General features: G+C 71.6%; 24 protein-coding genes. 13 read left to right on the top strand and 11 right to left on the bottom strand.

The features are described from left to right. Positions 1-27: 27 nt before the first annotated feature. Together HD596_RS30525 and HD596_RS30520 are read right to left on the bottom strand one after the other, a co-directional pair. Entirely contained in the window at positions 28-264 is a 237-nt protein-coding gene (locus HD596_RS30525) for a DUF397 domain-containing protein (protein ID WP_185072716.1), read from the bottom strand. Continuing rightward, positions 265-1131 carry a Sco1979 family transcriptional regulator gene (locus tag HD596_RS30520; RefSeq protein ID WP_512699276.1) on the bottom strand — a complete coding sequence of 289 codons (867 nt, stop codon included), beginning with the start codon at positions 1129-1131 and terminating at the stop codon, positions 265-267. It abuts the gene before it with no gap. A gap of 332 nt (positions 1132-1463) precedes the next feature. On the opposite strand from HD596_RS30520, the gene HD596_RS30515 reads away from it, so the two are divergent. Together HD596_RS30515 and HD596_RS30510 are read left to right on the top strand one after the other, a co-directional pair. After that, positions 1464-1958: an ATP-binding protein gene (locus HD596_RS30515; RefSeq protein WP_185072715.1), complete on the top strand. Its 495-nt coding sequence runs from the start codon at positions 1464-1466 to the stop codon at positions 1956-1958. An 80-nt stretch (positions 1959-2038) separates the two neighbouring features. After that, the gene (locus tag HD596_RS30510; protein ID WP_185072714.1) at positions 2039-4456 is read left to right on the top strand and encodes a helicase-associated domain-containing protein; all 2418 of its coding nucleotides are present in this window, start codon (positions 2039-2041) and stop codon (positions 4454-4456) included. Here HD596_RS30510 and HD596_RS30505 read toward each other — a convergent pair. Next, a complete protein-coding gene (locus tag HD596_RS30505) occupies positions 4440-5450 on the bottom strand; it encodes an ABC transporter substrate-binding protein (RefSeq protein WP_185072713.1) in 1011 nt (336 codons plus the stop codon). The genes HD596_RS30510 and HD596_RS30505 overlap by 17 nt on opposite strands. 84 nt (positions 5451-5534) lie before the next feature. Between HD596_RS30505 and HD596_RS30500 the strand changes: the two genes are divergently transcribed. The 3 genes from HD596_RS30500 to HD596_RS30490 are packed head-to-tail and all read left to right on the top strand — an operon-like array spanning position 5535 to position 8400. After that, positions 5535-6599, top strand: coding sequence for a FecCD family ABC transporter permease (locus HD596_RS30500; protein ID WP_313045149.1), 1065 nt, complete (start codon positions 5535-5537; stop codon positions 6597-6599). Next, the gene (locus HD596_RS30495) at positions 6596-7603 is read left to right on the top strand and encodes a FecCD family ABC transporter permease (protein ID WP_185072711.1); all 1008 of its coding nucleotides are present in this window, start codon (positions 6596-6598) and stop codon (positions 7601-7603) included. The genes HD596_RS30500 and HD596_RS30495 overlap by 4 nt, the downstream gene beginning before the upstream one ends. After that, positions 7603-8400, top strand: coding sequence for an ABC transporter ATP-binding protein (locus HD596_RS30490; RefSeq protein WP_185072710.1), 798 nt, complete (start codon positions 7603-7605; stop codon positions 8398-8400). Before HD596_RS30495 ends, HD596_RS30490 begins: the two co-directional genes overlap by 1 nt. Before the next feature lie 11 nt (positions 8401-8411). Here HD596_RS30490 and HD596_RS30485 read toward each other — a convergent pair whose 3' ends face one another. Together HD596_RS30485 and HD596_RS30480 are read right to left on the bottom strand one after the other, a co-directional pair. Next, the gene (locus HD596_RS30485) at positions 8412-8999 is read right to left on the bottom strand and encodes a TetR/AcrR family transcriptional regulator (RefSeq protein WP_185072709.1); all 588 of its coding nucleotides are present in this window, start codon (positions 8997-8999) and stop codon (positions 8412-8414) included. 75 nt (positions 9000-9074) lie between these two features. Further along, complete coding sequence (locus HD596_RS30480) at positions 9075-10328, bottom strand: ArgE/DapE family deacylase (RefSeq protein ID WP_185072708.1); 1254 nt, start codon at positions 10326-10328, stop codon at positions 9075-9077. Positions 10329-10392: 64 nt separating this feature from the next. Here HD596_RS30480 and HD596_RS30475 point away from each other — a divergent pair, with 64 nt between their 5' ends. Together HD596_RS30475 and HD596_RS30470 are read left to right on the top strand one after the other, a co-directional pair. Next, positions 10393-11313, top strand: coding sequence for an endonuclease/exonuclease/phosphatase family protein (locus HD596_RS30475; RefSeq protein WP_185072707.1), 921 nt, complete (start codon positions 10393-10395; stop codon positions 11311-11313). A 49-nt stretch (positions 11314-11362) separates the two neighbouring features. Further along, complete coding sequence (locus HD596_RS30470; RefSeq protein ID WP_185072706.1) at positions 11363-11683, top strand: GroES family chaperonin; 321 nt, start codon at positions 11363-11365, stop codon at positions 11681-11683. Here the strand turns inward: HD596_RS30470 and HD596_RS30465 are convergent. Continuing rightward, entirely contained in the window at positions 11678-12622 is a 945-nt protein-coding gene (locus tag HD596_RS30465) for a TolB-like translocation protein (protein ID WP_185072705.1), read from the bottom strand. The two genes, HD596_RS30470 and HD596_RS30465, sit on opposite strands and share 6 nt — an antisense overlap. A 75-nt stretch (positions 12623-12697) precedes the next feature. Further along, positions 12698-13153, bottom strand: a complete 456-nt coding sequence (locus HD596_RS30460; RefSeq protein WP_185072704.1) for a TIGR02611 family protein — start codon at positions 13151-13153, stop codon at positions 12698-12700. A 150-nt stretch (positions 13154-13303) separates the two neighbouring features. Between HD596_RS30460 and HD596_RS30455 the strand changes: the two genes are divergently transcribed. The 4 genes from HD596_RS30455 (at position 13304) to HD596_RS30440 (ending at position 16548) form a co-directional block, all read left to right on the top strand. After that, the gene (locus HD596_RS30455) at positions 13304-14212 is read left to right on the top strand and encodes a phosphotriesterase family protein (RefSeq protein WP_185072703.1); all 909 of its coding nucleotides are present in this window, start codon (positions 13304-13306) and stop codon (positions 14210-14212) included. A 34-nt stretch (positions 14213-14246) separates the two neighbouring features. Beyond that, positions 14247-14636: a PPOX class F420-dependent oxidoreductase gene (locus HD596_RS30450; protein ID WP_185072702.1), complete on the top strand. Its 390-nt coding sequence runs from the start codon at positions 14247-14249 to the stop codon at positions 14634-14636. A gap of 44 nt (positions 14637-14680) precedes the next feature. Then, the gene (locus HD596_RS30445) at positions 14681-15691 is read left to right on the top strand and encodes a sensor histidine kinase (RefSeq protein WP_246557098.1); all 1011 of its coding nucleotides are present in this window, start codon (positions 14681-14683) and stop codon (positions 15689-15691) included. 212 nt (positions 15692-15903) lie between these two features. Beyond that, entirely contained in the window at positions 15904-16548 is a 645-nt protein-coding gene (locus HD596_RS30440; protein ID WP_185078806.1) for a response regulator, read from the top strand. 1 nt (position 16549) lies between these two features. On the opposite strand, the gene secY is transcribed toward HD596_RS30440, so the two are convergent. Further along, positions 16550-17839, bottom strand: a complete 1290-nt coding sequence (secY, locus tag HD596_RS30435; RefSeq protein ID WP_185072700.1) for a preprotein translocase subunit SecY — start codon at positions 17837-17839, stop codon at positions 16550-16552. Positions 17840-17937: 98 nt separating this feature from the next. Further along, the gene (locus tag HD596_RS30430; protein ID WP_185072699.1) at positions 17938-18720 is read right to left on the bottom strand and encodes a putative hydro-lyase; all 783 of its coding nucleotides are present in this window, start codon (positions 18718-18720) and stop codon (positions 17938-17940) included. 85 nt (positions 18721-18805) lie between these two features. Between HD596_RS30430 and HD596_RS30425 the strand changes: the two genes are divergently transcribed. Both HD596_RS30425 and HD596_RS30420 read left to right on the top strand, forming a co-directional pair. Then, entirely contained in the window at positions 18806-20437 is a 1632-nt protein-coding gene (locus HD596_RS30425; protein ID WP_313045142.1) for a sodium:solute symporter family protein, read from the top strand. After that, a complete protein-coding gene (locus tag HD596_RS30420; RefSeq protein WP_185072697.1) occupies positions 20434-20595 on the top strand; it encodes a hypothetical protein in 162 nt (53 codons plus the stop codon). The genes HD596_RS30425 and HD596_RS30420 overlap by 4 nt, the downstream gene beginning before the upstream one ends. Before the next feature lie 163 nt (positions 20596-20758). On the opposite strand, the gene HD596_RS30415 is transcribed toward HD596_RS30420, so the two are convergent. Both HD596_RS30415 and HD596_RS30410 read right to left on the bottom strand, forming a co-directional pair. After that, entirely contained in the window at positions 20759-20995 is a 237-nt protein-coding gene (locus HD596_RS30415; RefSeq protein WP_185072696.1) for a helix-turn-helix domain-containing protein, read from the bottom strand. After that, the gene (locus HD596_RS30410) at positions 20992-21219 is read right to left on the bottom strand and encodes a DUF6158 family protein (RefSeq protein WP_185072695.1); all 228 of its coding nucleotides are present in this window, start codon (positions 21217-21219) and stop codon (positions 20992-20994) included. The genes HD596_RS30415 and HD596_RS30410 overlap by 4 nt, the downstream gene beginning before the upstream one ends. Between the last annotated feature and the right edge of the window lie 73 nt (positions 21220-21292).

The following is a 21292-nucleotide window of genomic DNA, read 5'->3' as shown; positions in this document are numbered from 1 at the left end:
GCGGGCGCGCCGGAGGTTACAAGGCTGTTAAACGAGCAGGCCGTCGAACTCTCCGTCCTTAACCCCGAGCACCAGGGCCCGGATCTCGTCGCGGGTATAGATGAGGGCAGGGCCGTCGGGGAAGCGCGAGTTGCGGACCGCGATCCCGCCGTCAGGGAGCTCGGCGAGCTCCACGCAGTTGCCCTGCGAGTTGCTGTAGCGGCTCTTGCGCCAGGCGACCTGCGTCAGGTTCGCCGCGGGCATGCCGTTGTAGGTCTGGTTCATCTACATCTTTCTGAGAAGACCGCCGATGAGCTCGACGGTGCCCCCTGGCGTGGTGCTCTCCACGCACAACTGCTCCATGGCCGTGAGGTACGGGTCGATGTCCTCGCGTTTGTCCAGGTACAGGGCACCCCAGAGCTGCTCGACGTAGACAACGTCCGACAAGTCGGACTCGGGAAACCGCAAGATGCTGAACGCGCCCCCTTCAGCGGCGTGCTTGCCGAACCTGAAGGGCATCACCTGAATGGTGATGTTGGGAAGGGCAGCCACTTCCAGCAGATGCTGGAGCTGCTCCGCCATGACCTCCCGCCCGCCGATGGTCCTCTTGAGCGCCGCCTCGTCGATGACGGCCCACAGACGGGGTCCGTCCTTCTGGGTGAAGCGCTCCTGACGCTGCATGCGCATATGCACGCGGCGTTCGATTTTGTCCGGACTCAGACCGGGGTTGCCAAGCTGGAATACCGATCGCGCATACGAGGCAGTCTGCAACAAACCAGGCACGAACTGCACCTCGTAGGTGCGGATCATCTCGGCGGCCTCCTCCAGGCCCACGTAGGTGGTGAACCAGGAAGGCAGCTCGGCCGAGTACTTGTGCCACCACCCAGGGGTGTTGGCCTCGCGAACCATCTCCAGCAGGGCACGGCGCTCGGCATCGTCGACGACGCCGTACAGGGTGAGCAGGTCTTCCACGTCACGTGTCTTGAAACCGACCCGTCCGAGCTCCATCCGGCTGATCTTGGACTCGGACGCCCGGATGTGGAACCCGGCCTGTCCACGGTCGAGCCCGCAGGCCTCACGCAGGCGCCTGAGGCTCGCCCCCAGCATGATGCGCCGTACGGTCGAAGCAGAACCGGGCGGATCAATGGACACGTGCTGCTCCTTGTTCGTTTCCTTGCGACGCGATGGGCCGCGGTCGGCGGTCCACCGCAAGTAGCGGAGTATGCACCTGTGATGGGCCGCGGCCGGCGGACCGCCACAAGTAGCGGAGTCTGCACTCACGGTGGGCTGCGGTCGCCGACCCACCGTACGTTGCGGGGTATGCACGTACAGTCTGTCACTTCACGGCCGAAAGATCATGGGCCGCGGACAAGATCCCCTTTCCCCCATATTGACCATTTGAGGGCAACCGTAGCGCTTGCACGGGTTGTCTGCACGTGCATTCGCTCTTGCACCTGCACGAGAGTTTGTCGCAGAATGATCACGTGCAATCCACCACGGCGCCCGGCCAGTGGACCACGTTCGATTGGTGGCCTCCGGTCGGCTGGTGGCCGGAGGCGGCCCGCGATCTGCTGGTCCCCGGCCCGTCCGCGAGCGCCACGTTCGTGCTCCCGCCCAGCCCCGCCTCGGTCCACTCGGCCCGCAGCTTCACCGCCGGCGCGCTGTCGGGGTGGGGTCTCGCCGAGCTGATCGAGAACATGGAGCTGGTGGTCTCCGAGCTCGCCACCAACGCGCTACGTCACGGCCTGCACCTGGACGAGCCCCACTGCCAGCGCCCCGTCCACATGTCCCTCGTCCGCCGGGGACCCCTCGTGACCGGCGCATTCACCGATCCCGGCTCCTCGGTGCCGGTGCTGCGATACCCTGGCCCCCTTGACACCGGCGGCCTCGGACTCCACATCGTCGAATCACTCAGCCTCCGCTGGGGCTGGTCCGCACTTGCACCTCACGGAAAGATCGTCTGGGCAGTCCTCTCCTGACCGGGGGTGATCTGCATTACCGTGGATGCTCATGGCTCACGGTGAGTCCCCGCGTGCGACCCCATGAGAGTTGCTCACAGATGGAAGATCACCTGCTCGGCTGGCTGCGAAAACTGAACGAAGACAGGCTGGGCCGCGTCCTGGCCAACAGGCCCGACGCCATCGCCGCTCCCTGGCCACGGCGGCTCGACACCCTGGCCCAGCGGCTGAGCAACGGCTTCGCCGTGATGGAGACCCTGCGGGCCCTGCCGCTGCCCTGCCTGCAGCTCGCGGAGGCCGCCCTGGCCATGACCCGTCCCACGGCCGAGCGGCTGGCCGGCTTCGTGGACGCGCCGGTCGAAGAGGTGACCCCCTGGCTGGAGCACCTCTACGACCACGCGCTGGCCTGGCCGGGCGACGACGGCGTCATCCACCTCGCGGAGGGCGTCGCCCGCTGGTGGTCCGCCCCGCTGAGCCTGGGCGAGCCGCTCGACCACTACCTCAACTCCTGGTCGATCGGCAGCGACGCGCTGCACGCCCTGGCCCGCAACCTCGGCCTGTCCTCCCACGGCCACAAGCGCCGCGTCATCGCCCGCGTCACCGAGGCGCTCACCGACCGCGAGCGCGTCAACGCGCTGCTGCGCGGCGCTCCCGACGGCACGATCCCGCTGCTCGACCGGTTCGCCTGGCAGGGCCCGGCGCTCAACGTCGACGGCGGCCGGTTCGTGACTCCCGGCACGCCGGAGAAGTGGTGCGCCGACCACGGCCTGCTCTTCCGCCCGAGCTGGCACGTCGCGGAGATCCCCCGCGAGGTGGCGATCTGCCTGCGCGGCCCCGGCTACCACCCGCCCTTCCGGCCCGAGGCGCCCGAGGTGGCCACGATCCCGGTCGACCCCGAGGAGGTCGACCACCTGATGACGCTGGCCGCGCCGCACGTGGTCGAGCGGTGCGCCGCCCTGCTCGACAACACCGCCAAGACGCCGCTGCCGCTGCTCAAGACCGGCGGCGTGGGCGTGCGCGAGGTGCGCAGGGTGGCCAAGGAGACCGGCTGCGACGAGGACGAGACGCGGCTGCTCCTGGAGGTCTGCGCGGTGGCCCGGCTGCTGGCCTGGGACGAGCAGTCGGGCGGCATGATCCCCACCGAGCGCTTCGACCGGTGGCGGCTCGACGAGGGCTCGGCGCGGCTGCGGGTGCTGCTGGCGGCCTGGTGGCGCATGGAGCGCTCGTCGCTGCGCAAGGTCGACGGCAAGTACGGCACCGTGCTCGGCGACGACCCCTCGGGCAGCGCGATCGCCAGGATCCGCCGGGCCGTGCTGCCCGTCCTGTCCGGCCTGCCCGCGGGCACGGCCTTCGCCGACCGCGACAGCCTCGTGGCCAACGTCCACTGGCACGCGCCGCTGCTCGACCTGGAGCTGCTGCTGGCCGCCGCCCCCGCCGTGCTCGACGAGGCCACGCTGCTGGGCCTGCTGGCCAACAACGCGATCACCGACCTCGGCCGGGCGCTGGCCGGGCTCACCGCCGGGCCGGGCGACGAGAACGACGACGCCGTGCCCATGGTCGAGCACGACCCCGTGCTGGCCGAGGCCGCCACCAGGGCGCTGGCCAGCGTGCGCAGGAGCGCGCTGTTCGGCCCCGACCTGACCGCGGTCGTGACCGGGCCGCCGTCGGCGGAGCTGGCGGCGCTGCTCGACCGGGCCGCCGACCGCGAGTCGCGGGGCGCGGCCTCGGTGTGGCGGTTCACGACCGAGAGCGTGCGCCGCGCGCTCGACCACGGCTACGACGCCGACGCCCTGCTCGACGAGCTGGCCGCGGTCGGCACGATCCCGCAGCCGCTCGAATACCTCGTCCGCGACACCGCGCGCAGGCACGGCGAGGTCACCGTCACCACCGTCGGATGCGTCGTCCAGGCCGGCGACCCCGCGCTGCTGGCCGAGATCGCCGCGCACCGGCGGCTGGGCCGGCTGGGGCTGCGGCTGCTCGCGCCCACGGTGCTGGTCAGCGCCGCGCCGGCCGACCGCACGCTGGCCGCGCTGCGCGAGGTCGGCTACTCCCCCGTGCCCGTCGCCGACACCGGCCAGATCACCATCCACCGGGCCAGGCCCGAGGAGCCGCCGAACGGCAAGCTGATCCTGCTGCCGGGTGGCCAGGTGGCCGAGCTGTCGGAGTTCCCCGGCCTCGCGGAGCTGGAGGTGCCCTACATGCTCGCCGAGCCGACGCCCGACCCGTACGAGCATGCCCGCCGCCTGGTCTCCGCCGGCCGGACCGAGGACGGCAGGAACGGCCGCACCTGGGCGATCATCGGCAGGATGGCGACCAGGCTGCCGACGGCCCAGCAGTCGCTGCTCGGGTTCGTGGTCGACCGGGGCGTGCGCGCCGGCATCACGCTCACCGACGGGCTGACCGCCACGATCAGCCACGGCGAGCTCAAGGGCGCCGCGCTGGACGCGTGGTGCGAGGAGGCGGGCGACTACCTGGAGTTCCCCCTCGCCGAGATCGTCGAGGTCAGGGGAGCTCTTTAGCCTTCTTGAGATTGGCCACCAGCCCTTCGAGGAAGGCCGCGTAGCCCTGGTAGCTGTAGGGCGCCTCGGCGTTCCACGGGTAGAGCTGGCCGGCCCTGACCGCGGGGAGCTTGGCGAAGGTGGGCTTCTTCATCATCTCCTCGGGCTTGAGCGACTGGGTGCGGGTGTCGTAGAGGATCACGTCGGCGTCGTACTCGTCGGCGTTCTCCCAGCTCAGCGTCTGGAAGAAGCCGCCCTCGTCCACCTTCGCGGGCTTGACGACGTCGAGGCCCGCGTCCATCAGGTGCACGATGTCCGGGTACTCCGGCGGATTGACCACCCACATCGCGTCGGGGCCGCCGGACATCATGAGGATCTTGAGGTCCTTGAACTGGGCGAGCTCCTTGGTGGCGGCCTCCATGCGGGCCTTGGCCTCGGGCACGCCTTGCATGCCGGCGCCGAGTGACCTGGCCAGCTCCTCGTACTTGCCGATCACCTGGGTGGCGCTGCGGCCGGTCAGCATGATGCCCGCGGTCGGGGCGACCTGCTCGATGGTGTCCTTCGACTTCTCGGGCACGTACCAGAGGGTGCCCTTGACGTACATGCTGCTGACCAGGAGGTCGGGCTGGAGCGCGATGTACTGCTCCACGTTGAACTCGTCCCACACGTTGCCGAGGCCCTGGACCTTGGTGATGTCGACGTTGCCGACCTGCGGGTCCTTGGAGCCGTCCTTGAGCTTGTGCGGGCCGAAGACGGCGATGGGGCGCACGCCGAAGTCCCACAGGGCGGCGGCGGCGCCGACCTGGGCGACGATCCTGGACGGGGTCCTGGGCTGCTCGACCTTCTTGCCGCGGTCGTCGGTGAACGTCCAGCCTTGGACGGCGCCCGACGTGGTGGCGGCGGGGGCGGACCCGCCGGTGGCCGGCTCGCCGCCGCACGCCGCCAGTGTCAGGGCTGCCGCGAGGCCCGCGGCGGACGCCAGAAATCCCCTGCGCGGCAGAACCGGTCCCGACATGTCATCTCCTAAGGTTAGGCTTGCCTGATTACAGGGAGTTTAGATTAGCCTTGCCTAAGTTTGACCACGATGAGAGGGGGGCGGGTGCGCCCGGCTGAAGACACGGTCAAGACCGTGGAGGACGATCCGCCCGCCACCGGCCGTGGCACTCCCAGGGCCCTCACGCTCGTCACCGGGCTCGTCGTCACGGTGGCCGTGCTGGCGCTCGTGGCGATGGCGAGCGTGGCGCTCGGGGCGCGGCCGGTGTCGTTCTCGACGGTGATCGACGCCTTCCTCGCCCCGGACGGCTCCAACGACCACACGGTCATCCGCGAGCTGCGCATCCCGCGCACGCTGCTGGGCATCGGCGTCGGCGCGACGCTCGGCCTGGCTGGGGCGCTCATGCAGAGCCTGACCCGCAACCCGCTGGCCGACCCCGGCCTGCTGGGCATCAACGAGGGGGCCGCGCTCGGCGTGACGCTGGCGCTCGGCCTGTTCGGGCTGTCCGATCCGGCGGTCTACGTCTGGTTCGCGTTCGGCGGCGCCGCGCTGGCCTCCGCCGCCGTCTACGCCCTGGCCTCCGCGGGCCGCTCGGGCTCCAGCCCGGTACGCCTCGCGCTCGCCGGCGTGGCCTTCGGCATGGTGTGCACGGCCGTGGCCTCGGCCATCCTGCGCATGGACGCGCAGACGTTCGACCGGATGCGGTTCTGGCTGACCGGGTCGCTGGCCGGGCAGACGGCCGACACCCTGGTGCGGCTGGCGCCGTTCATGGTGGCCGGGCTGGTGCTCGGGCTGCTGCTGGCCAGGCCGCTCAACCTGCTCGCCCTCGGCGACGACGCGGGCAGGGCGCTCGGCGTGGCCGTGAACCGTACCAGGGTCCTGACCGGGGTGGCCGTCACGCTGCTGTGCGGCGCGGCCACCGCCGCCGCCGGGCCGCTGTGGTTCGTGGGGCTCATCGTGCCGCACGCCGTGCGCGCGGTGGTGGGGCCCGACCAGCGGTGGGTGCTCCCCTACTCGGCGCTGGCGGCGCCGGTGCTGCTGCTGGCGGCCGACGTGGTGGGCCGGGTCATCGCCCGGCCCGGAGAGGTGCAGGTGGGGATCGTGTGGGCGGTGATCGGCGCGCCGATCTTCATCCTGCTGGCCCGGCGGAGGCGGGTGGCGGCGCTGTGACCATCCGCGTCGGCCCCTGGTCCGTACGGCTCGCGCCCCGCGCCCTGCTCGCCGGCGCGGTCCTCGTCGTGGTCGCCTGCGCGGTGACCGTGGCGGCCATCTCGACGGGCGAGTTCACGGTGCCCGTACCCGACATCGTCTCCGCGCTCTTCGGCCAGGGCACGCCGGTCGCCGAGCTGATCGTCAACAAGCTCCGCGCCCCTCGCGTGGTGACCGGGCTGCTGGTGGGCGCGGCGTTCGGGCTGAGCGGCGCGATCTTCCAGAGCCTCACCAGGAACCCCCTGGGCAGCCCCGACTTCATCGGCTTCACCGCCGGCGCCTCCACGGGCGGCATCATCGCCGTCGTGGCGGGCGGCTCGGCGATGTCGATCGCCGGTGGCGCGCTGGCCGGGTGCGTGGCCACGGCCGTGCTCGTGTACGCGCTGGCCTTCCGCGGCGGCGTGCAGGGCTACCGGCTGGTCCTGGTCGGCATCGGGGCGAACGCGCTGCTGCTGGCGGTCAACTCGTACCTGCTGACCAGGGCGAACATCAACGACGCGGCCACCGCGGGCGCCTGGCTCACCGGCAGCCTGAGCGGGCGCGGATGGGACCACGCGATCCCCGTGGCGCTGGCGCTGGCCGTGCTGCTGCCGGTGTGCGCGTTCGTGGCGCGCCCGATGCGCATGATCGAGATGGGCGACGACGCGGCCAAGGCCATGGGGATCCGGGTGGAGGCCGTCCGCGCGGTGGCGATCACGGCCGGCGTGCTGCTGTCCGGGGTGGCCACGGCCGCCGCGGGGCCCGTCGTCTTCGTCGCGCTCGCCGCGCCGCAGCTCGCCCGGCGGCTCACGCGTTCGGCCGGGGTGACGATGGGGGCCTCGGCGCTCATGGGCGCCGTCCTGCTGACCGCCGCCGACCTGGCCGCCCAGCGCGTCCTGGCCCCCACCCAGCTGCCCGTCGGCGTGCTGACCGCCGCGATCGGCGGCACGTACCTCGTCCTGCTCCTGAGAAAGGACCGCCACTGATGGCCCGCTTGTCAGGTACTGAGCTCACCCTCGCCTACGACCAGCGGGTCGTGGCGACCGACCTGAGCGTGGCGATCCCCGACGAGTCCTTCACCGTGATCATCGGCCCGAACGCCTGCGGCAAGTCCACGCTGCTGCGCGCCCTGGCCCGGATGCTCAAGCCGAAGTCCGGCGCCGTCCACCTGGACGGGAGCGTGATCACGTCGCTGCCGTCGAAGGAGGTGGCGCGGCGGCTGGGCCTGCTCCCGCAGAGCTCGGTCGTGCCGGACGGGATCACCGTGGCCGACCTGGTGGCCCGCGGCCGCTACCCGCACCAGCGGCTCATGCGGCAGTGGTCGCGCGCCGACGAGGCGGCGGTGTCCGAGGCCATGCGCGCCACCGACGTGGCGGAGCTGGCCGACCGGATCGTGGACGAGCTGTCGGGCGGGCAGCGGCAACGGGTGTGGCTGGCCATGGCGCTGGCCCAGGAGACGCCGATCCTGCTGCTGGACGAGCCCACCACGTTCCTGGACATCTCCCACCAGATCGAGGTGCTGGACCTCTGCGCCGACCTGCACGAGGCCGGGCGCACCATGGTGGCCGTCCTGCACGACCTCAACCAGGCCTGCCGGTACGCGACCCACCTGATCGTCATGCGGGCCGGCGAGATCGTCGCGGCGGGGGATCCGACGGAGATCGTCACGCCTGAGCTGGTGCGCCGGGTGTTCGACCTGCGCTGCGAGATCATCCCGGACCCGCAGTCCGGCACCCCGCTCATCGTCCCCGAGGCCCGCCGCCGCGTCTCCACCTCGGCCTGACCCGCCGGTGGTCAAAGGGCGGTGGCCAGGGTGGTGATGGCCCTGACCGCACGGTCCGGGCCGTAGGCGTCCTTCAGGGCCGCGGCCGCCTCCGCGCCCATCGCGGCCAGCAGCGCGTGGGACAGCGGGTCGGCGTCGCAGCCCGGGCGGGACTCGGCCAGCAGGATCGCCACGTGCCGGTGCCAGAAGCGGTAGGCCCCGATCCGGTAGCGGGCCCCGGGGCTGGCGGTCTCCGACATGCGGACCAGGTCCAGGTGGGCGAAGAGGTAGTCGAGGTAGGCGGCCACGAACGCGGCCAGGCGCTCGGGCGCGGGGGCGCCGGGCCCGAGGGGCGGCGGGCCGGACAGGATGCGCTGCTGCAGGTCGCGCTCGCGAGCGTCCAGGAGCGCCACGGCGAGCCCCGACTTGTCGCCGAAGCGCCGGAAGAGCGTGCCCTTGCCCACCCCGGCCGCCGCGGCGACGGCGTCCATCGAGACCGCCTCCACGCCCTTCTCCGCGAACAGCCGGGCGGCCGCGGCCAGCACCTTCTCCCGGTTGCGCGCCGCGTCGGCCCGCTCTTTCACCGGCTGTCCGACCAGAAGTTCCAGGGACTCCGACATGATTCGGACTCTAGTCCATTTCCACTGCCCGCCGGAACGCACCGCCGCCCCGCCGCCGTCGCCCCGGCACCCTGCTCAGAGTGCTCCGCAGCGGCGCACGACGAGCAGCGCCAGTGCCCGCGTGACCTCGCGCAGCTCCCTCAGCTCGACCTGCTCCCTGGGGGCGTGCGCGTACCGCACGTCCCCGGGGCCGTAGTGCAGGGTCGGGATCCCGCCGGCCGCGTACAGCCGCAGGTCGCTCCCGTACGGCGCCGCCGCCTCGGCGGGCCGCGCGCCCGTGACGTCGGCGACCGCCCGGCCGACCTCGTCCAGCAGCGCGTGCCCGGCGGGCAGCCGGCCGCTGGCGAACTGGCCGCCGGGCCACGTCACCACCGGCGGGTTCGCGCGCAGCCAGGGGTCGGCGACGTCCGCGACCGCCTCCTCGAACGCGGCCCGCGCCGCCGCCGGGTCCTCGTCCAGCCGCACCCCGAGCCGCCCCTCGGCGACCAGCAGGTCGGGCACGGTGCTGGCCCAGTCGCCCGCGCGCACGGTGCCGACCTCGATCGGGTACGGCGCCCCGCCACCCCGGAAAAGGTCGGGGACGTCCCGGTTGCGCTCGGCCTCCAGCCGCCTGATCGCCTGGAACACCGGCCAGAACGCCTCGACCGCGCTGACTCCCTCGTGCCGCGTGGCCCCGTGGGCGGCCCGCCCGGCGATCTCCAGCCGGAACGTCAGCGCGCCCGCGTTGGCCGTGATGACCGCGCCGCTGGTGGGCTCGGTGATGACCGCGGCCTGCGCCGTGTGCCCCCGGGCGAGCGTGGCGAACGCGCCGAGCCCGCCGTCCTCCTCGCTGATCACGCAGTGCACGGCCAGCGGCCTGGCCAGCCTGACCCCGGCCTTCCTGATCGCCCGCGCCACGGCCAGGTTCGCGACCAGGCCCGCCTTCATGTCGCAGGCGCCCCTGCCGTGCAGCACGTCGCCGCTGATCCGGGCGGCGAACGGGTCGTGCCCCTCCCACTTGGCCAGGTCGCCGGTCGGGACGACGTCCACGTGGCCCTGGAGCGCCAGCGCGGGCGGCCCTTCGCCCTCGGTGACGGCCACGACGCCGTACCCCTCGCTCCTGGGCGCCTCGGTGCCGGGGAAGCCGGGGCGGGCGGCCAGGCCGGCGAGGTCGAGCTTCCAGACGTCCACGTCCATGCCGGCCTCGGTGAGCAGGCGGGCGAAGCGGTGCTGCAGCTCCGACTCGGCGTCGGTGCCGGTCACGCTCGGGACGCCGACGGTCTCGGCCAGCAGGTTCACGGTCTCGGCCTCGTCGATGGCGTTCAGGACGCCGGCCTCCACGTCGCGCATGGTGCACACCTTACTCATGAACCTGGATCACGCTTTGTGGCGATACAGGGGTGTGCGGACATGGGTGAGCTGGATCGTGGTGGTGCCGTTCGCGGGGTGGGCGGCGGTGCGGTTGAGCGGGTTCGAACCGGACTGGCCGTGGGTGCCGGTGGTGGCGTACACGCCGTACGCGGCACTCGCGACGGTGGTGGTCCTGGTGCTGGCCTGCCTGCTGAGGCGGTGGGCGGCCGGAACGGTCGCGCTCGTCTCGGCGCTGGCGCTGATGCCCGTCATGCTCCCCCGCGCGCTGGCCGACGGCAACCCCAAGGCCACCGGGCCCACGCTGCGGGTGCTCTCGGCGAATCTGCTCGTGGGGCGGGCGGACACAGAGCAGCTGATGGCGCTGGTCACCGGTCTGCGGCCGGACGTGCTGACGTTGCAGGAGTTCACGCCGGAGGCCATGCGGCGGCTGAACGAGGCGGGGGTGCGCAAGGTGCTGCCGTACGCCGTCACCCGCCCGCTGGAGGGAGTCGGCGGGTCGGCCGTGTACGCCCGGCACCCGCTGAAGGCCGGTGAGACGATCAAGTACGGCGGGTTCGGGCAGGCCAGGGCCTGGCTCACGCATCCCGGCGGGGCGCGGGTGGAGATCGTGTCCGTGCACCCGTGCGCGCCGAAGCGGATCGGGCGGCAGCCGTGCTGGCAGGCGGGCCTGGCGGCGCTGCCGCGAGCGGGCAAGGAGCTGCGGGTGCTGGCCGGCGACTTCAACGCTACACTCGACCACCTGCCTGTCCGGGAGCTGCTGTCGAGCGGCTACCGGGACGCGGCCGACGTCATGGGACGGGGGTTCGTGCCGACCTGGCCGCAGGAGGGCTCGAAGGCGAACGTCCCCGGCGTGCCGATCGACCACGTGCTGGCGGATTCGCGGATGGCGGTGCGGGACTTCGAGGTGCTGGCGCTGGGGCACACCGACCACCGGCCCGTGTTCGCCGAGCTCAGGCTGCCGTGATCGCGACTTCCGGAGTCTGGCGGGTGTCGTGGCTCGTAAACTGTGGGCTGTGGTAGAGCCCAAGTTCGAAATTCAGATGCTGCACGACCGGGTCATGATCAAGCTGGAGCCGGAGGCCGAGGAGCGGCGCAGCGGCTCTGGGATCGTCATCCCCGCGACGGTCAAGATGGCCAACCGGCTGGCCTGGGGCGAGGTGTGCGGCGTCGGCACGAACGTACGCTCGGTCAAGGTCGGCGACAAGGTGCTCTTCAACCCCGAAGACCAGTTCGAAGTCGAGGTGCACGCGCAGGTCTACCTGGTGATGCGCGAGCGCGACCTGCACGCGGTGGCCACCCAGGAGACCGACCACGGCACCGGCCTCTATCTATGACCCGCGGGTGAAGGAGAGCCAGAGGTCCGCGGCCCACGCCGTACGGGGCAGCTCCGCGAGCACGCGCGTCGTCCTGCCGGTCAGGTCCAGCACCACCAGCCGGTAGGCGGTGCCGCGCGCCACGACGGCGATGACGTGGCTGTCGTCCCACCAGCCGAACAGCGCCTCCGGCCGGGCGTCCACCCGCTGGGCGATCTTGCCGGTGGCCGGGTCGACCAGGCAGAGCTGTTCCTTGAAGCGTGACGGGCACCAGGTGGTCAGGCGGGTTCCCGAGGGCGAGAAGGAGTCCTCGGGGCCGGTCGGCAGGCCGACGCCGGCGTAGGTGCGCAGGACCGCGCCGTCCACGGCCCGGTAGACGCGCAGGCCGGTGCCGTACCTGGAGACGAGGTTGCCGTCGGGGCTCCACCAGAAGCCCGCCTTCGCGCTCAGGCCGGTGACCCTGACCGTGCGCGCGGTCCTGGCGGCCACGTCCACGACGGTGTAGCCGATCACTCGCCACGTGCCGCCGGTCTTCTGCTCGACCGTGAGCGCGACCCGTCTCCCGTCGCGGGACCAGGAGGCGTAGGAAGCCGTCAAGGGCTTCTTGACGGTGCGGATCCGGTTGCCGGCGCCCGTGGTGCGGTCGGTGACGATCAGGGAGTCGTAGCCCGACCGGTACGCCCTCGGCACGCCTGCCGTCAGCCGGCCGCCGGGCGCGACGGACACTTCGGACAGCGCCTGCTGCCAGGTGAACGTGCTCCCGGTCGCGGACCTGAGGTAGGTGCGCTTGGTGCCGAGGCCGTAGGCGGTCAGGCGTACCGGATCACCCGTCGTTTCGCGATATTTCACACCCCCGGTGCCGGGGAGGACGACGTCCGCCCGGGCGGCGGTACCCGTGGACCCGGCGAGCGCGTGGCCGGAGAGCGTCAAGGACAGCGCGATGGCGATTTTGGCGATCACGCCCGCAGAATAGGCGGGGAAGCGCGGAATATCGGTCCGGTATACCGGACCGATCTATATGTGACCCCCGGACGTCTAGATGTGACCCCGGACGAACGCGATCGCGTCGAAGCCCAGCGTACGCAGGCCGAAGTAGACGATCACCGCGGCGGCGGCCACCGTGACGACGAGCACGACGACGCGCACCAGCCAGCCCTGCTTCTTGTACCACTCCATCCAGGCGTGCAGCGTGCGCTTGCCGAACTCCAGCACCCTGCGGGCCCAGTGGAACTCCACGGCCAGCACCGCCAGCCCCGCGAACACGACCGCCCACCCCGGCCCGGGGAAGGGCACCATGATCAACCCGGCCACCACCATCAGGGTCCCGATCACGCCGAACACGATCTTCAGCGTGAGCGCGCCCGTGCGCGTGGACCTGATCCCGTCCAGCCACCCGTGAAGGCCCGTACGGCGCTCCGGCATGCCGGAATGCTCGGCGGCGTCACCCTTGAGCAGGTCGGCGTCGCCGGTGTCGGAGTTCTGAACCTGCACAATTCCCCCCCGGCAGTCGGTGTGCCACCCAGGATACGGGCCCTCACTAGGTGCCGACTTGCAGGCGACTAGCAGAGCCCGAAACCCTCCGGACGGCAAAATTTCCTGCCATAACAGACTACTTCCGGCAAACATCGGTTAATGTCTGCTATGCCCGAGGTCTTGCTTCGTACCGTCACCGGCCCTGTACGCGCCGCGGCCATCACCGGCCCCGTACTCCCGCACGAGCACCTGCGTACCGACATGCGCTGGGCCGTCGGCATCGACTCGGACCCGCACCGGTGGCTCGACGAGGAGCAGGCCGTCACCGCCGAGCTCCGCGAGCTGCGCCAGGCCGACGGCCTCGGCCTGGTGGTCGACCTGACCTGCGTGGGCATGGGCCGCGACGCCGCCGCCCTGGCCCGCATGGCGGCCGGCAGCCGGGTGCCGGTGATCGCCTCGACCGGCCTGTTCGCCGAGCCGTTCACGAACGTCGGCGACGCGGACGTGGACACGCTCACCGCCCGCCTCATGGACGAGATTCTCAGCGGCGTGGACGACATGGGCGTCTTCCCCGGCGTGATCGGCGAGGTCGGCACCTGGGGCGCCGAGCCGACGCCGCGCGAGGAGCGCTGCCTGGTCGCCGCCGCCCGCGCCTCGCTGAAGTCGCGCCTGCCCGTCGCCACGCACGGCGCGCACGCCCCCGCACTCCTGGAGATCCTGCTCGGCCAGGGCCTGCCCGGCTCCCGGGTGGCCGTCGGCTACGCGGGCAACGACCTGGGCGCCGCCAGGAAGATCGCCGAGGCGGGCGCGTACGTGAGCCTGGGCGTGCTCGGACTGGGCCCCGACCAGGCGGCCAGGATCGCGCTCGGCCTCATCGAGGACGGCCACGCCGAACGCCTGCTGATCAGCACGGGGCTGAGCCGGGTGGCGCAGCTGCGCAAGTACGACGGGCCCGGCTACGCCCACCTCTTCCACGCCCTGCTGCCGCGCCTGCGCGAGGCGGGCGTCGGGGAGGACACGATCGGCCTCATCACCACCGCGAACCCGGTGCGCTGGCTCACAGACGGAATGACTTGACCCCAACCAATGTCAAGGTTGCAGACTCGCCTGCATGACCTTCACATCAGCGGAACTCGACTACCTGTCCTCGCAGCACCTCGGCCGTCTGGCCTCCGTCTCGCCCGGCGGCCAGGTGCAGAACAACCCGGTCAATTTCTTCGTCGACGCCGGGACCGGCACGATCACGATCGGCGGGCACGCCATGGGCGCATCCAAGAAGTTCAGGAACGTCCAGAAGGGCAGCACCGTCGCCTTCGTCGTGGACGACCTGGCCTCGGTCGATCCGTGGGTGGTGCGCGGCATCGAGATCAGGGGCACGGCGGAGGCGCTGACCGACGTCGACCCGCCCGTGCCGTACTTCTCGAGGGAGATCATCAGGATCACCCCGAAGAAGATCACCTCGTGGGGGCTGGACGGCCCGCGCCAGACCCGGAACCTGTGAAAGCTCGCTAGGATCGGGGCAACACGAGCCTTGGCCGGGTGGGGATGGTGACGGAGCAGACGCACAGGGCCGGCCGCCTGCGCCGGCCGCTCGCCGCCCTGTCACGCCTCAGCCGGTTCGGCGACGTCCCCGTCGTGATCATGCTGGCGTGGGCGGGGTGGCTGGCCGTCCCCTGGTCGTTCAGCGGCCTCGCCCAGGCCCGCGCCGCGGCCGCTGCGGCCGCCGCGGACACCGAGCCACCGCCGTTTGCCGCCGGGTCCGTACTCGCCGAGCCACCGTCATTCGCCGCGGAGTCCGTACGCGCCGAGCTGCCGTCGTTCGCCGCCGAGTCCGTGCGCGCCGAGCCGACGTCGCTTTTCGCCGAGCCGACGTCGCTTTTCGCCGAGTCCGTGCGTGCCGAGCCGGCGGCGTGGGGCATCCCCGCCGCCCAGCCGCACCGGCTCACCACGGTGCGTTCCACCGACGGCGCCGGGCCCGACGTGCTGGCGGCCGAGCGGGCCAGGATCGCCGGCGAGGTGCACGACGCGGCCGGGCACGGGCTGGCGGCCATCGCCATGCAGGCCGGGATCGCGCTCGTGACCCTGGACGACGACCCCGAGCAGGCGCGCGCCTCGCTGCGGGCGATCAGGGAGACCAGCACGACGGCGCTCGCCCAACTGCGGGCGGCGCTCGACGGCATCGACCCGCCCAGGGCCGATCTCGCCGGGCTGATCGACGGCGTGCGGGCGGCGGGCCTGCCGGTGGACGTCGAGCCCGCCGACCTCGCCGTGCCCGCCCACCTCCAGGCCGCCGTCTACGGGGTGGTGCGCGAGTCGCTGACCAACGTCCTGCACCACGCGGGGCCCACCAGGGTGCTCGTGCGAGTGGGCGAGGGTCGGGGCGAGTTCGTGGTGGAGGTGGCCGATCGGGGCGTGGGCCGTACGGGCGCGGGTGAAGGGCGCGGGCTGGCCGGGATGCGCGCCAGGGTCACCGAAGCGGGCGGCCACCTCGCCGCCGGACCGCGCGAGGGCGGCGGCTTCCAGGTGACCGCCCGCTTCCCCCGGACCTCCGCGTGACCACTCCCGACCGCACACCCACCCCGAACCGGGCGCCCTCCCCGGACGGCGTGACTTCCCCGCACGGCACGATCCCTTCGGACGGCGCCACCCCCTCGCACGACGCGACCGCCCCGCACAGCGCCACCCCCTCGCACGACGCGACCGCCCCGCACAGCGCCACCCCCTCGCACGACGCGACCGCCCTGGGCGGTGCGGCGTCGCCGGAGGGTGTGGTCAGGGTGGCCGTCGCCGACGATCAGGCGGTCGTGCGGATGGGGCTGCGGGCCCTGCTGGAGCGCGCGCCCGGGATGGAGTGCGTCGGCGAGGCCGCCGACGGCGCCGCCGCGCTCGCGCTGATCCGCCGCACCCGCCCCGACGTCCTGCTGCTCGACATCCGCATGCCCGGCATGGACGGGCTGGCCGTGCTGCGGGCCATCGCCGACGACCCCGAGCTCCGCGCCACCAGGATCGTCGTGGTGACGACCTTCGCCGTCGACGAGTACGTCTTCGCCGCCCTCCAGGCCGGCGCCAGCGGCTTCCTGCTCAAGGACAGCGCCCCCGAGGAGCTGGTCAACGCCGTACGCGTGGTGGCCGCCGGAGAGGCGCTGCTGTCACCGGCGATCACCAAGAAGGTCATCGGAAGGTTCGGGCGGCACGGCACCGAGCCGGTCGAAGGGCTGGAGACGCTCACGCCCCGCGAGCGGGAGCTGGTGGCGTGGGTGGCCACCGGCCGGTCGAACGAGGAGATCGCCAAGGAGCTGGTGATCAGCCCCGACACCGTCCGCACCCACGTCAGCCGCGCCATGGTCAAACTGCGCGCCAGGGACCGGGCCCAGCTCGTGGTCTTCGCCATGCGAGCCGGGCTCAGCGTCTGACTCACCGCAGGAAACCCTCGTAGTTGCGCTGCTGGAGCTGGGACTCGATCTGCTTGACGGTGTCCAGCCCGACGCCGACCATGATCAGCACGCTCGTCCCGCCGAACGGGAAGTTCTGCTGCGTACCCGGATCCCGCAGGATCGCGAACGCCACCAGCGGCACCAGCGCCAGCACCCCAAGGTAGAGCGCCCCGGGCGCGGTCAGCCGGGAGAGCACGTACGCCAGGTAGCGCGCCGTGGGCCCGCCCGGCCGGATCCCGGGGACGAAGCCCCCGTAGCGCCGCATGTTGTCCGCCACCTCCACGGGATTGAAGGTGATCGACACGTAGAAGTACGCGAAGGCGACGATGAGCAGCACGTACACGCTCATGTAGAGCGGATGCGTCCCCGAGGTCAGGTTGAGCTCCACCCACGTCCGCGCCGAGTCCCCCAGCAGCGGCGCCGCCAGCGTCGGCAGGTACAGCAGCGAGGAGGTGAAGATCACCGGCACGATCCCCGCCTGGTTCACCTTCAGCGGGATGTAGGTGTTGCCGCCCCCGTACATCCGCCGCCCCACCATCCGCTTCGCGTACTGCACGGGGATCCGCCGCTGCGCCTGCTCCACGAACACCACGGCCGCCACCAGGCACAGCCCGGCCGCCGTCATCACCACGAAACTCACCGGGCTCATCACGAAGATCTTCGCCATGTATCCCGGGAAGACGGCCACGACCTGCGTGAACATCAGGATGGACATGCCGTTCCCGATGCCCCGGTCCGTGACCAGCTCGCCGAGCCACATGACCACGCAGGCCCCGGCCACCATGGTCAGCACGATCACGGTCACGGGCAGCAGCCCCTCGTCACGCAGCAGCGGCTTCGCGCACCCGGGCAGCAGCTGCCGGGAGCGGGCGAGCGCGACGATCGTCCCGGCGTTCAGCACGGCGAGCCCGACGGTCAGGTAGCGCGTGTACTGGGTGATCTTCGCCTGGCCCCGCTGCCCTTCCTTCCTGAGGGCCTCCAGCCGGGGCACCAGCACGGCGAAGAGCTGCATGATGATGCTGGCCGTGATGTACGGCATGACGCCCAGCGCGAACACCGACAGCTGCAGCATCGCGCCCCCGCTGAGCATCTGCACCATGTCGAACAGGCCACCCTTGGCCGACCCCACGCACTCCCGTACGGCCACCACGTCCACCCCCGGGGAGGGCATGAGCTGCCCCAGGCGGAACAACGCGATGAGCCCCAGCGTGAACAGCAACTTCTTACGCAGCTCCGGCACCCGGAACGCCCTGGTCAAGACGGTCAGCATGGTCAAGGAGTCTGACCTGGGCGGCGCCCGGGGTCGTCCGCCGAGACGAGGCACCCGCGTACGCAAATCCGCGTACGGGCACCTTCACGGCACGACGGTCAGGACGGCACGCGGTAGTCGTCGTCGCGGGCGTCCAGGATCGCCATGTGCCCCGGCAGGTGGCCGATCGCGTACTCGACGCCGCTGGCCATGACCGCCGCCTGCGGCGTCACCCCGCACGCCCAGAACAGCGGCACCTCCCCCTCCCGCACCTCGACCGCATCGCCGAAGTCCGGCCGGGCCAGGTCGCGGATCCCGATCCCCGCAGGGTCGCCGACGTGCACCGGCGCCCCGTGCACCATCGGGTACTGCCCGCTCACCTCGATCGCCGTCTTCACCAGCTCGTCCGGCACCGGCCGCATCGACACGACCAGCGGCCCCGACAGGCTCCCGGCCGCCTCGCAGGCCACGTCCGTGACGTACATCGGCACATTCGTCCCCAGCTCCAGATGCCGCACCGGCACCCCGGCCGCGAGCAGCGCCCGCTCGAAGGTGAAGCTGCACCCGATGAGGAACGGCACCAGGTCGTCCCGCCACCGCTCCACCACGTCGCCGAGGTCCGCGACCGGCTCGCCGTCGCGGTAGAGCCGGTATCCGGGCAGGTCGGTACGGAGGTCGCCGGGGAACAGCGGCGTGGACCAGGCGCCCGGCTCCCCCACGTCCAGCACGGGGCACGCCTGCGGGTTGAGGTGGGCGAACAGCAGCAGCTCGTAGCGCAGCCGCCGGGGCACCGCGATCAGGTTGGCCTGCGTCCACCCCCGGCACCACCCCGCCGTGGGCACGCGCTCGCCGGCGCGGAAGCGCTCCCGCGCCTGTGCCGGGCTGAGATCGGCGACGTTCACTCCCTGACAGTATCCGCGTTCGGCGCTCCGCCCCAGGCGGCGCGGCCCGCGTGATATGGCGTGTTTCCGGGGTAGCGGGCTTGCCGTGCGTCTCGACGTGAACCTCCTCGACTACGTCCTCATCGCGATCTACTTCGCCACGGTGCTCGCCATCGGGTTAGCGGCGCGCAAACGGATCAGCTCCAGCCTCGACTTCTTCCTGGCCGGGCGCGGCCTGCCCGCGTGGATCACCGGGCTGGCGTTCGTCTCGGCCAACCTGGGCGCGATCGAGATCCTCGGCATGGCGGCCAACGGCGTGCAGTACGGCGCCATGACCGTGCACTACTACTGGATCGGCGCCGTGCCCGCCATGGTCTTCCTCGGTATCGTGATGATGCCCTTCTACTACCGCTCCAAGGTCCGCAGCGTCCCCGAGTTCCTGCGCAGGCGCTTCAACGGCGCCACGCAGCTGCTGAACGCGCTCACGTTCGCGGTCGCGCAGATCCTCATCGCGGGCGTGAACCTCTACGCCCTCGCCCTGGTCATGGAGGCGCTGCTGGGCTGGCCGCTGCCGGTCTCGGTGGTGGTCTCGGCGGTGATCGTGCTGGCGTACATCACGCTCGGCGGGCTCTCCTCCGCGATCTACAACGAGGTGCTGCAGTTCTTCGTGATCCTCGCCGGGCTGATCCCGCTGACCGTGCTCGGGCTGATCAAGGTGGGCGGCTTCTCGGGGCTGGCGGACAAGGTACGGCAGAGCACGCTCGGCGAGGGCGGCCTGCACACGTGGGCGGGCACGGCGGGCGACAACCCGATGCACGCGCACTGGATCGGGATCGTGTTCGGCCTCGGGTTCGTGCTGTCCTTCGGGTACTGGACCACGAACTTCGCCGAGGTGCAGCGGGCACTGTCGGCCAAGAACACGAACGCGGCCCGGCTCACGCCGATCATCGCCGCGTACCCGAAGCTGTTCATCCCGCTGGTGACGGTGCTGCCGGGGATGATCGCGCTGGTGCTGTTCAGCGGCTGGGGGCAGGAGCAGCCGTACAACAACGCGATCCCGCTGCTCATGCGGGACCTGCTGCCGAACGGCGTGCTCGGGGTCGCGGTGACCGGGCTGCTGGCCTCCTTCATGGCGGGGATGGCGGCCAACATCAGCGGGTTCAACACGGTCTTCACCAACGACATCTGGCAGGCGCACCTGCGGCCGGACCGCGACGACGGCTACTACTTGCGGGTGGGCCGGATCGCGACCGTCGCGGGCGTGGCGCTGGGCGTCGGGACGGCGTTCATCGCGGCCGGCTACTCCAACATCATGAACTACCTGCAGGCCCTCTTCTCGTTCTTCAACGCGCCGCTCTTCGCGACGTTCATCGTCGGTCTCTTCTGGCGGCGGATGACGCCGTGGGCCGGCTTCTGGGGGCTGCTCGCCGGCACGCTGGCGGCCTTCGCGTCGTACATCGCGTTCAAGGCCGGGATCGTGGACTTCGGCACCGAGCTGAACGCCAGCTTCTGGGGCGCGGGCCTGGCGTTCGTCGTGGACGTGATCGTGTCGGTGGCGGTCACGCTGGTCACCACGCCCAAGCCCGCCGAGGAGCTGCGCGGGCTCGTCTACGGGCTCAACGCCACCGACCTGGAGGACGACGCGCTGGCAGGCGACGCGCGCTGGTACCGCTCGCCGGTGCTGCTCGGCACGGGCGCCCTCATCTTGGCCGTTGTGATGTACGGGGTGATTCTGTGAGTGACATCCGGATGGTGATCGGTGGGTTGTTCCTGGTGTACGGCGTGATCCTCGTCGTCGCCGGGGCGCTCGGGAGCGCGATCAACCTGTGGACCGGCCTCGCCATGGCCGTCTTCGGGGGCGCCTTCGTGGCCTGGGCCCGAGTGAGACGCCTCTGACCGCCCCTGCCGCGGCCAGGGCCGGCCCTGGCCGCCACCTCAATGGCACCGACCCTGACCAGCTCCTTCACCCGTTCTTTCGCAGGCATCGGCACGCACGTGGGGCGCTCATGCGGCACAGGCCGGGGACGCCAGGCAACGCCCGGCGACGCCCGAGGACGCCTCAGTACTCCACCTCGAACGTGTGGGCCCCGAGGGCGTACCCGTCCTGCCTGGGCACCACGTACCCATGCTCGATCAGGTGCTTGAGGCTCTCGCGCACCTGCTCCTCGGTCAGCCCGGACGCCCGCACCAGCGCGGCCGGTACCGCCATGCCGTGCTCCACCGCCAGAGACGCCACCGCCTCGTAGACGTAGATGTCGACGTCCGACAGAGCCTGCACATCGTGGCTCTCGGTCATGATCGCTGTCTCGCCCCCTCCCTCAGCCGGTTCGGGTCGACCTCACGGTCCGGGTTGCGGCTGAGGTATTCGGACTCCAGTTCGTTCATGCGGGACGTGTGCATCGCCAGAGCGTCGTCCGACCCGTGGAAGAAGGTGTCGCTCCGGGTCGCGTGCAGTTGCCGCAGTTCGCGCACCAGATCCTCGTCGCTGAGCTGCGCCGGATCTATTCCCATCGTCGTCATGGGCTCCCCCTACCCCAGAGACCCCCGACAATATCTGTCACATTTCCTGACATATGGGCATTGTTTGTAAGAG

Source organism: Nonomuraea jabiensis (assembly GCF_014204795.1).
Taxonomy (GTDB): Bacteria; Actinomycetota; Actinomycetes; order Streptosporangiales; family Streptosporangiaceae; genus Nonomuraea; species Nonomuraea jabiensis.
This window is presented reverse-complemented; position numbering and strand designations above follow the sequence as displayed.

What these genes read in the sequence shown, in the direction of transcription:
- HD596_RS30525 (WP_185072716.1), bottom strand. Translation starts at nt 264, where the DNA reads ATGAACCAGACCTACAACGGCATGCCCGCGGCGAACCTGACGCAGGTC.
- HD596_RS30510 (WP_185072714.1), top strand. Translation starts at nt 2,039, where the DNA reads ATGGAAGATCACCTGCTCGGCTGGCTGCGAAAACTGAACGAAGACAGG.
- HD596_RS30505 (WP_185072713.1), bottom strand. Translation starts at nt 5,450, where the DNA reads ATGTCGGGACCGGTTCTGCCGCGCAGGGGATTTCTGGCGTCCGCCGCG.
- HD596_RS30490 (WP_185072710.1), top strand. Translation starts at nt 7,603, where the DNA reads ATGGCCCGCTTGTCAGGTACTGAGCTCACCCTCGCCTACGACCAGCGG.
- HD596_RS30485 (WP_185072709.1), bottom strand. Translation starts at nt 8,999, where the DNA reads ATGTCGGAGTCCCTGGAACTTCTGGTCGGACAGCCGGTGAAAGAGCGG.
- HD596_RS30480 (WP_185072708.1), bottom strand. Translation starts at nt 10,328, where the DNA reads ATGCGCGACGTGGAGGCCGGCGTCCTGAACGCCATCGACGAGGCCGAG.
- HD596_RS30455 (WP_185072703.1), top strand. Translation starts at nt 13,304, where the DNA reads ATGCCCGAGGTCTTGCTTCGTACCGTCACCGGCCCTGTACGCGCCGCG.
- HD596_RS30450 (WP_185072702.1), top strand. Translation starts at nt 14,247, where the DNA reads ATGACCTTCACATCAGCGGAACTCGACTACCTGTCCTCGCAGCACCTC.
- HD596_RS30445 (WP_246557098.1), top strand. Translation starts at nt 14,681, where the DNA reads ATGGTGACGGAGCAGACGCACAGGGCCGGCCGCCTGCGCCGGCCGCTC.
- secY (WP_185072700.1), bottom strand. Translation starts at nt 17,839, where the DNA reads ATGCTGACCGTCTTGACCAGGGCGTTCCGGGTGCCGGAGCTGCGTAAG.
- HD596_RS30415 (WP_185072696.1), bottom strand. Translation starts at nt 20,995, where the DNA reads ATGACCGAGAGCCACGATGTGCAGGCTCTGTCGGACGTCGACATCTAC.
- HD596_RS30410 (WP_185072695.1), bottom strand. Translation starts at nt 21,219, where the DNA reads ATGACGACGATGGGAATAGATCCGGCGCAGCTCAGCGACGAGGATCTG.